Source organism: Streptomyces sp. NPDC001450, assembly GCF_053597295.1.
Genome location: NZ_JBSFHY010000091.1, coordinates 1 through 10,470, shown reverse-complemented (window position 1 = coordinate 10,470; position 10,470 = coordinate 1). Strand labels below are relative to the sequence as shown.

The following is a 10,470-nucleotide window of genomic DNA, read 5'->3' as shown; positions in this document are numbered from 1 at the left end:
TGCCGTCCGCGAGCAGCCGCCAGAACTCCTCGGGGGTGTCGGCACCACCGGGGAAGCGGCAGCTCATCGCGGTGATGACGATCGGATCGTCGGCGGTGGCGCGCAGCGCGGGCAGCGCGGCGGCCGGGGTGTCGGCGGTGGCCGGAGCGAGGGCGGCGCGGAGGTGTTCGGCGAGGACGGTCGGGGTGGGGTAGTCGAAGACGAGGGTGGCGGGCAGGGGGCGGCCGAGGGCGCCGCTGAGGCCGTTGCGGAGTTCCACGGCGGTGAGGGAGTCGAAGCCGAGCTCGCGGAAGGAACGGGTGGGTTCGACGTCCTGCGGGCCGCTGTGGTTGAGGACGACCGCGACATGGGCGCGGACGAGTTCCTCGAGGGCGGCTCGCTGTTCGGGTTCGGCGAGTGCGGCGAGCTGCCTGGTCAGGTCGCCCGTGTCGGGCGTGTCGCCGTGGGTGGCGTGCCGGGGGTCGTGGTCCGGGGCGCGGCGGGCGACCAGGGCGCGCCGGGCGTCGGGCAGGTCGTCGAGGAAGGGACGTGGCCGGGCCGTGGTGTAGGCGTGGGCGAACAGGTCCCAGTCGATGTCGGTGACGGCGAGCGTGGTGTCGTCGTGGTCGAGTGCCTGCTGCAGGGCGCCGAGGGCGAGGTCGGGGTTCATGGGGCGCACGCCGTGCCGCTGGAGGCGTTCGCCCACGGAGCCCTCCGCCATTCCGCCGTCGGCCCAGGGCCCCCAGGCGATGGCGGTGGCGGGCAGGCCACGGGAGCGACGCTGCTGGGCGAGAGCGTCCAGGAGGGCGTTGCCGGGGGCGTAGTTGGCGTGGCCGGGGGCGCCGATCGTACCTGCGGTGGAGGAGAAGAGGACGAACGCGGACAGGTCGAGGCCGGCGGTGAGGGCGTCGAGGTTGCGGGCGCCGCCGACCTTGACGCGCAGGACCTCGGCGAGCCGGTCCGGGGTGAGGGTGGTGATCACGCCGTCGCGCAGCACGGCGGCGGTGTGGAAGACGGCGGTCAGCGGCCGTTCGTCCGGGACGGCGGCCAGCAGGGCGGCGAGCTGGTCTCGGTCGGCGATGTCGCAGGCGGCGATCTCGACGTGGCCGGCGCCGAGTTCGGTGAGCTCGGCGCGGAGTTCGGCCGCTCCGGGGGCGTCGGCCCCGGAGCGGCTGACCAGGAGCAGGCCGGGGGCGCCCTGGCGGGCGAGTCCGCGGGCGACCTGGCGGCCGAGGGCGCCGGTGCCGCCGGTGACGAGGACGGTCCCGGTGGGGGTCCAGTCGCGGCGCGCGCCCAGTCCGCCCGTCGCGGCGCGGTTGAGGCGCCGGGCGAGCAGGCCTGTGTCGCGGACGGCGAGCTGGTCCTCCTGGCCGACGCCGGCGAGGGCGGCGGTGAGCCGTTCGGCGGCGGCAGGGCCGAGGGTTGCGGGCAGGTCGAGCAGGCCTCCCCAGCGCTGGGGCTGTTCGAGGGCGACGACCCGGCCGAAGCCCCAGACGAGGGCCTGTTGCGGGGCGTCGACGGTCTCGGTCGCGCCGGTGGCGACGGCGCCCCGGGTGGCGAACCAGACCGGTGCCTCCTGGCCGAGGTCGTCGAGCGCCTGGACGAGGGAGACGGTGGCCGCGAAGCCACGGGGCAGGCCGGGCAGGCCGTCGTGTTCCTCCTCGTCGAGGGCGAGCAGTGACAGTACGGCCCGGGGCCGGTCCTGTCCGGTGGCGCGGAGGAGTCCGGCGATGCGCTCACGGTCGTCGTGCGGGGCGACCGCGACCGTGACCGGGTCGGCGCCCGCGCGGGCGAGGGCGTCGACGACGGCGGTGGTGAGGGCGTGGCCGGGGTGGCCCGGGTCCTGGTGGGCGGCGGGCAGGGCGACGAGCCAGCTGCCGCGCAGCACGGGCACCGGAGTGGCGGGCAGGGATTTCCAGGTGACGCGGTAGCGCCAGGCGTCGACGACGGCGTTGTCCCGGCTGCGTCTGCGGTAGTCGCTCAGGGCGGGCAGGACCGTGGAGAGGGTGTCCTGGTCCAGGTGGAGGGCGGCGGCCAGCGGGCCGGTCTCGCCGTTCTCGACGGACTCCCAGAAACGGGCGTCGAGGTCGGTGCCGGTGGCCGTCGCGGCCCGCCCGGCCGGCCGGGCGGGCGTGGGCCAGTAGGTGCGGCGCTGGAAGGCGTACGTGGGCAGGTCGATGCGGGTGCCGGTGCCGACGAGGGCCGTCCAGTCGACGGGGGCGGCGCCGCGGACGCTCAGCTCGGCCAGGGAGGCGAGGAATCGGCGCGGTCCGCCTTCGCCGCGGCGCAGCGTGCCGGAGACGACGGTTCCGGTGCGGCCGTCCTCGTCGAGGGTGTCGCGTACGGCGGCGGTGAGCACGGGGTGCGGGCTGGATTCGACGAAGGCGCGGAAGTCCTGTGCGGCCAGGGCGCGTACGGCGTCGGCGAAACGAACGGTGCGGCGCAGATTGTCGTACCAGTAGGCGGCGTCGAGGCGTTCGGTGTCCAGCCAGTCGCAGGTGACGGTGGAGAAGAACGGCACGGCGGCGCTGCGCGGCCGCACGGGGGCGAGATCGGCGAGGAGCCGGTCGCGTATCTCCTCGACCTGGGCGGAGTGGGAGGCGTAGTCGACGGGGATCTGCCGGGCCTGTGCGCCGGCGGCGGTGAGATCGGCGACCAGGTCGCGTACGGCGTCGGCGTCGCCCGAGACGACCACGGAGGCGGGTCCGTTGACGGCGGCGACCGAGAGCCGCCCTTCCCAGCGCGCCAGCCGTTCCTCGACCTCGGTGACGGGCAGCAGCACGGAGGCCATGCCGCCGCGTCCGGCGAGCGCGGTGATGGCCCTGCTGCGCAGCACGACCACACGTGCGGCGTCGTCCAGGGTCAGGCCCCCGGCGACGCAGGCGGCGGCGATCTCGCCCTGGCTGTGGCCGAGGACGGCGTCGGGGCGCACTCCACGGGACTGCCACAGCCGGGCAAGCGACACCATCGTCACGAACAACAGAGGCTGGACGACGTCCACGCGGTCGAGGGTGGGAGCCCCGTCGCCGCCGCGCAGGACCGCTTCGGCGGACCAGTCGACGTACTGCTCGACCGCGGCCGCGCACGCGGTGAAGTGCTCGCGGAACTCCGGGTCGGTGTCGAGGAGTTCGGTGGCCATGCCGGGCCACTGGGGGCCCTGGCCGGGGAAGACGAAGACGGTACGGCCGTCCACGTCGGCCACGCCCTGGACGAGCCCGGCCGCCGGGGTGCCCGCCGCCAGGGACTCAAGGCCCCGCAGCAGCTCGGCGCCGTCGTCGGCGAGGAGCACCGCGCGGTGTTCGAAGGCGGACCGGGCGGCGGCCAGCGACCAGGCCACGTCGTGCGGGGCGGCCGCCTCGTCGGCACGCAGCCGGGCGTGCAGCGCGGCGGCCTGGGCGCGCAGCGCGGCGGCGCTGCGCCCGGAGACGACGTACGGCAGCGTGCTGCGCGGTGGCCGGGCGGGCTGCTCGATGGGCTCGGGCTGGGCGGCCGATTCGATTACGGACGGTTCGGGGGCGGGCTGTTCGAGGATGACGTGGGCGTTGGTGCCGCTCACGCCGAAGGAGGAGACACCCGCCACGCGCGGCCGGTCGCCGGCCGGCCAGGGCCGGGCCTCGGTGAGCAGCTCGACGCGGCCCGCCGTCCAGTCGACATGGCTGGTGGGCCGGTCGACGTGGAGGGTGCGGGGCAGCACGCCGTGCCGCATGGCCAGCACCATCTTCATGACGCCGGCGACCCCGGCGGCCGCCTGCGTGTGCCCGATGTTGGACTTCACGGAGCCCAGCCACAGCGGCTGTTCGCGGTCCTGCCCGTAGGTGGCGAGGAGTGCCTGGGCCTCGATCGGGTCGCCCAGCGTCGTACCGGTGCCGTGCGCCTCCACCGCGTCGACGTCGGCGGTGGACAGCTGGGCGTCGGCGAGGGCCTGCCAGATGACCCGCTGCTGGGAGGGGCCGTTGGGGGCGGTCAGGCCGTTGGAGGCGCCGTCCTGGTTGACAGCGCTGCCGCGGACCACGGCGAGCACCGGGTGCCCGAGGCGGCGGGCGTCGGCCAGCCGTTCCACCAGCAGCATGCCGGCGCCCTCGGCCCAGCCGGTGCCGTCGGCGGCCTCGGCGAACGCCTTGCACCGGCCGTCGGGGGCGAGGCCCCGCTGCCTGCTGAACTCCAGGAAGAGGCCGGGTGTCGACAGCACGGTGACACCACCGGCGAGCGCCAGGTCGCACTCCCTCGCGCGCAGCGCCCGTACGGCCAGGTGCAGGGCTACCAGGGACGAGGAGCAGGCGGTGTCGACGGTGACGGCGGGGCCCTCCAGGCCCAGCGTGTAGGAGACGCGGCCGGAGACGACGCTGGCGGCGTTGCCGGTGCCGACGTGCCCTTCCAGGCTCTCCTGCGAGGCCAGCAGCAGCGCCGGGTAGTCCTGGCCGTTGGTGCCGGCGAAGACACCGGTGCGGGAGCCCCGCAGGGTGGTCGGGTCGATACCGGCCCGTTCGAACGCCTCCCAGGAGATCTCCAGGAGCAGCCGCTGCTGCGGGTCCATCGCCATCGCCTCGCGCGGCGAGATGCCGAAGAAGGACGCGTCGAAGTCTCCGGCACCGGCCAGGGCGCCGCCGGAGGTGCTGTACGTCTTTCCGGGGCGGCCCGGTTCGGGGTCGTAGTGGTCGGCGAGGTTCCAGCCCCGGTCGGTGGGCCACTCGCCGACGGCGTCACCGCCGGAGCCGAGCAGCCGCCACAGTTCCTCGGGCGAGTCGGCGCCGCCGGGGAAGCGGCAGCTCATCGCGACGATGGCGACCGGTTCCCGGGACGCGGACTCCGCCTCGCGCAGCCGCTTGCGGGTCTCGTGCAGGTCGCCGGTGACCTTCTTGAGGTAGCTGAGGAGCTTTTCCTGCTCGTTCACGCGTACTCACCCACCTTGGAGGTCGTGTCGGGCCCGGCGGTGGCCGTGGTCGTTCTGCCGGTCATGGGATGCCGTGGTCGTCCTGCCGGTCATGAGATGCCGAGGTCGTTGTCGATGAGGGCGAAGATCTCCTCGGCACCGGCGGATTCGATCCGGTCCTGGAGGTCCCCGCCGCCCTCGTCCGTCCGCTCGGCCGGCGGTTCGCCCTGGCCGCTCCAGCGGGAGGCGAGCGCCAGCAGACGGGAGGCGATCCGACCGCGCTGCGCGTCGTCCTCGGCGAGCCTGGCCAGAACGGCCTCCAGCTGGTCAAGGGCGTCCAGCGCGGGCGCGCCGCCGCCCTCCGTCACGGTCAACGACCGCAGATGGCGGGCGAGGACACGCGGCGTGGGCTGGTCGAACAGGAGGGTGGCGGGCAACTGGAGTCCGGCCGCCACCCCGAGCCGGTTGCGCAGCTCCACCGCCATCAGCGAGTCGAAACCGAGTTCGTTGAAGGCGCGGTCCGCCTCGACCGCGTCGGCGGAGCCGTGCCCGAGCACGGTGGCGACATGACCGCGGACCAGCTGGATCAGCAGCCGCTCCTGCTCGGCCTCGCCCAGCCCGGCGAGCCGGGTGCGCAGTGCACCGCCCGCCGCCTCGGCATCGCCGTCCTGCGCCGCCGCCTGCCGCAACAGCGCCTGGGCTTCGGGCAGTTCGGCGAGCAGCGGAGCGGGCCGTACGGCGGTGAAGCCGGGCACGAAGCGGTCCCAGTCCAGTTCGGCGACGGTCAGGCCGGCGTCCGTTCGGGCCACCGCCCGGTCGAGGGCGGCGAGCGCCGCCTCCGGGTCGAGCGGTACGACACCGCCGCCCCGCAGCCGTGCCTCGGCCTCGGGGCCGCCGGCAGCCATCCCGCCGCCGGCCCAAGGGCCCCAGGCCACGGAGGTTGCGGGCAGTCCCTCGGCGCGGCGCCGGGCGGCGAGCGCGTCGAGGTAGGCGTTGGCGGCGGCGTAGTTGCCCTGGCCCGCCGAGCCGACCGTGCCGGCGAACGACGAGAAGAGGACGAACGCCGACAGTTCGCGGTCCCGGCTGAGCCGGTCGAGGTTGCGGGCGGCGGCCAGCTTCGGCCGCAGCACCGCCTCCAGACGCTCGGGGGTCAGCGACTGAAGCAGGCCGTCGTCCAGTACACCGGCGGCGTGCACCACGGCGTCGACCGGGTGCTCGGCCAGCAGTGCGGCCAGGGCGTCGGCGTCGGCGGTGTCGCAGGCGGCCAGTGTCACCTCCACGCCCAAGGCCGCCAGTTCGGCCCGCAGGGCCTCGGCTCCCTCGGCGTCCGGGCCACGGCGGCCGACCAGCACCAGGTGCCGGGCGCCGCGCTCGGCCAGCCGGCGGGCGACCCTGACACCGAGCGCACCGGTGCCACCGGTGATCAGCACGGTCTCGCCCGCGCAGTTCCACTCGGCCGCTTCGGCCCCTGACGGCCTGGCGTGCACCAGGCGGCGGGCGAAGACCCCGGAGGCCCGTACGGCGGTCTGGTCCTCACCCGTGGCCCCGGACAGCAGTGCCGCGAGCCGTTCGGCACTCCGGCCGTCGAGCTCGGCGGGGAGGTCGACGAGACCGCCCCAGCGCTGCGGCTGTTCGAGCGCGGCGACCCGGCCGAGGCCCCAGGCGGCGGCTTGTGCCGGGGAGATGACGCTCTCCCGTTCGGTGGCGGCGACCGCGCCGACGGTGGCGCACCACAGCGGGGCCCCGATCTCCAGGTCGCCGAGCGCCTGGGTCAGGGCGAGCAGCGCCGCCAGACCGGCGGGGGTGGCGGCACGGTCGGGGACGCCGGCTGCGTCCGGACCGGCGGCCGTGGGCTCCTCGTCGATTGCCAGCAGAGACAACACCCCCTGTACGGCGTCCCGTTCGGGGAGTCTGCGCAGTTGTTCGCCGAGCGCGGCCCGGTCGGTGAGGACGCAGTCCACGACGAGCGGCACGACGTGCGCGCCGTGCGCGGTCAGGCCCTCGGCGAGCGTGTCCGTCCAGGGATCGTCGGCCCGGGAGGCGGGCAGCGCCAGCAGCCAGGTGCCCGACAGCACCGGCGACGGGCCGTCCGGCACCGGCCGCCAGGCCACCGTGTAGGCCGAGGAGTCGAGCGCGGAACGCGCACGGCGCCGGCGCCGCCAGGAGGACAGTGCGGGCAGCAGTTCGCTGAGGGGGGTGTCGTCGCCGAGGTCGGGGCGTTCGGTCAGCTCGCCGAGGTCGCCGCGCTCGACGGCGGCCCAGAACTCTTCGTCGACGCGGTCGCCGTCGCCCGGCGGTTCGGTGCCGGCGGGCTCGGCCGCCTCCAGCCAGTAGCGGCTGCGCTGGAAGGCGTACGTCGGCAGCTCCACCGTACGGGCCGCACCGGTCAGCCCGGTCGGCGCGGCGGCGAGTCCGCGCACGTGCAGGGCCGCGGCGGCCAGCAGGGCGGCGACCGGCTCGGGGCGTCCCCGGCGCAGCACGGGTACGGCGACGGCGGGCTCAGCCGGCCGCTCCGGGCCGTGGTCCGCGGACTGCTCCAGGGTGTCGAGGGTCATCGCGGTCAGCGAGCCGTCCGGACCGAGTTCCACGAAGGTGCCGACGCCGTCCTCCTGGAGGCGGCGTACGCCGTCGGCGAAGCGCACGGTCTGCCGCACGTGCCGCACCCAGTGCTCGGGTGAGGTCAGTTCGGCCTCCGTGGCCCGGTTCCCCGTCACGTTGGAGACGATCGGGATCGCGGGCGCCGCGTACCGCACGCCACGCGCGACCTCTTCGAACTCCGCAAGCATCGCGTCCATATGCGCCGAGTGAAACGCATGACTGACCCGCAAACGCCTAGTCTTTCGACCCAGTGCGGCGAAATACCCGGCGATGTCCGACACGGCGTCCTCGTCACCGGAGACCACCACCGCGGCCGGCCCGTTGACGGCGGCGAGGCCGGCCCTTTCGTTCAGCAGGGGCAGCACCTCGTCCTCGGACGCCTGCACGGCGGCCATCGCACCGCCCTCGGGCAGGGCCTCCATCAGCCGTCCACGGGCAGCGACCAGCGCGCACGCGTCAGGCAGCGACAGCACACCCGAGACGTGCGCGGCGGAGAGTTCGCCGATGGAGTGTCCCATCAGCGCGTCCGGCGCGACCCCCCACGAGCGCACCAGCTCGTACAACGCCACATGTACGGCGAACAGCGCGGGCTGGGTGTAGGCGGTACGGTCCAGCAGCCCGGCCCGCTCCGTGCCCTCCTCGGCCAGTACGACATCGGCCAGCGGCACTTCGAGGTGCGGGGCGAAGGCGTCGCAGACGCGGCGGAAGGCGTCGGCGTACACCGGGAACCGGCCGAGGAGTTCCCGGCCCGTGCCGGGCCGCTGCGAACCCTGCCCGCTGAACAGGAACGCCGTTCGGCCCGACGGCCCGGTACGGCCGCGCACCACAGCGGCGGAGTCCTCACCACGGCCGAGCGCGGCCAGCCCGGCGAGGAGTTCCTCCCGGTCCTCGGCGACCACCACGGCCCGGTGCTCGAACACCGCGCGTCCGGTGGCCAGGGAGTGCGCCACGTCGGCGGGGGCCGAGTCCGGACGGAGCGTCAACCGTGCGCGCAACCGTTCGGCCTGCCCGCGCAGCGCGGCGGCCGATCGTCCGCTCACCGGCCAGGCGACCGGCCCCGCGGCCTGCGGCTCCACCGGAGCCCGGTCGTCCGTGCCCTCCTCCAGGACGACATGGGCGTTGGTGCCGCTGATGCCGAACGACGACACCGCCGCGCGCCGCGGCCGTCCCGTCCGCGGCCAGGGCTCCGCCTCGGCCAGCAGCTCGATCCGGCCCGCCGTCCAGTCGACGTGGGTGGTCGGCCGGTTGACGTGCAGGGTGCGCGGCAGCGTCCCGTGCCGCATCGCCAGTAGCGTCTTGATGACACCGGCGACACCGGCGGCGGCCTGGGTGTGCCCGATGTTGGACTTCACCGATCCGAGCCACAGCGGCCGATCACGGTCCTGCCCGTACGTGGCGAGCAGTGCCTGAGCCTCGATCGGGTCGCCGAGCTTGGTGCCCGTTCCGTGCGCCTCGACCGCGTCCACGTCGGCCGGGGTGAGCCCGCCCGCCGCCAGCGCGGCCCGGATGACCCGCTGCTGCGAGGGTCCGTTGGGGGCGGTCAGACCGTTGCTGGCGCCGTCGGAGTTGACGGCACTGCCCCGGACGACGGCGAGCACCGGGTGCCCGTTGCGGCGGGCGTCGGAGAGCCGCTCCAGCAGCAGGATGCCCGCACCCTCGCCCCAGCCCGTGCCGTCGGCGTCGTCCGAGAAGGCCTTGCACCGGTTGTCACCGGCGAGACCGCCCTGCCGGTCGAACTCGGCGAACGCGCCCGGCGTCGCCATCACCGTCACACCGCCGGCCAGCGCCAGATCGCACTCGCCGGACCGCAGCGACTGTGCCGCCCAGTGCAGCGCCACGAGGGAGGACGAGCAGGCGGTGTCCACCGTGACCGCCGGCCCCTCCAGCCCCAGCACATAGGCGACCCGGCCGGAGGCCACGCTCGCGGCGTGCCCGGTCAGCAGCTGGCCCTGCGCGTCCTCGGGGGCGGCGTGCGCCGCCGAGCCGTAGCCCTGGTAGTTGGTGCCGACGAACACGCCGGTGCGGGAACCGTGCAGGGCGCGCGGGTCGATCGCGGCCCGCTCCAGCGCCTCCCAGGAGATCTCCAGCAGCAGCCGCTGCTGCGGGTCCATCGCGAGGGCCTCACGCGGCGAGATCCCGAAGAAGTCCGCGTCGAAGTCGGCGGCGTCGTAGAGGAATCCGCCCTCGACCCCGTCCGCCTGCCAGCCGCGGTCCGCGGGCGGCGCGCCGATCGCGTCCACCCCGTCGGCCAGCAGCTGCCAGAACTCCTCCGGACCGCGCACACCGCCGGGGAATCGGCAGCCGATCCCCACGATCGCGATCCGCGCGTCGTCGCCGGCCTGTTCCACGGTACGGACGGCCGGGCCCGTGGTGCCGGTCGCGGGCGCGGTACCGGCCGCGGGCTCGGCGTTGTCGAGGAGTCCGGCGCCGATATAACGGGCGAGCGCCTGCGGCGACGGATAGTCGAACACCAGGGTCGCCGGCAGCCGCAGACCAGTCGCCGCGTTGAGGCGGTTGCGCAGTTCCACGGCGGTCAGCGAGTCGACGCCGAGGCCACGGAAGTCCCGGGTGGCCTCCACGGTGTCCGGGCTCGCGTGTCCCAGCACCATCGCGGTCTGGGTGCGTACGAGGTCCAGGACGGCCGTCACCCGCTCGGCGTGCGCAAGCGCCGCGAGCCGGGCCCGGAAGCTCTCTCCCGCACCGCCGTCATCGGCCGCGGACGCCGTGCGTCGCGCCGGGGCGGCGGCGAGGCCGCGCAGCATGGCGGGCAGCGCCGCGACCGCCTGCCGGTCCCGCAGCACTCGACGGTCGAGCGCGATGGGGACGAGGACCGGCTCGGTCCGGCGCCACGCCGCGTCCATGGCACCGAGGCCCTGTTCCACGGCGAGCGGGAGCATGCCGCCGCGTGCCATGCGTCGCAGGTCCGCCTCGGTCAGTTCGGCGGTCATGCCGGCGCCGGGTGCCCACGGTCCCCAGGCCAGGGAGGTCGCGGGGAGACCGGAGGAGCGGCGAGTGGCGGCGAA

The 10,470-nt window shown here is 75.3% G+C and carries 2 protein-coding genes; both read right to left on the bottom strand.

What is annotated here, in order from left to right:
* On the bottom strand, window positions 1–4,870 hold a 4,870-nt coding region (locus ACWC5O_RS44480), incomplete at its 3' end, for a type I polyketide synthase (RefSeq protein WP_450781293.1).
* An 89-nt stretch (window positions 4,871–4,959) separates the two neighbouring features.
* Window positions 4,960–10,395 (bottom strand): type I polyketide synthase, encoded by a 5,436-nt coding sequence (locus ACWC5O_RS44475; protein ID WP_450781291.1) that lies wholly within the window; start codon window positions 10,393–10,395, stop codon window positions 4,960–4,962.
* Window positions 10,396–10,470 lie beyond the last annotated feature (75 nt).

Bases quoted from the DNA above. Each gene is read 5' to 3' on its own strand.
- ACWC5O_RS44475 (WP_450781291.1), bottom strand. From the start codon at position 10,395: ATGACCGCCGAACTGACCGAGGCGGACCTGCGACGCATGGCACGCGGC.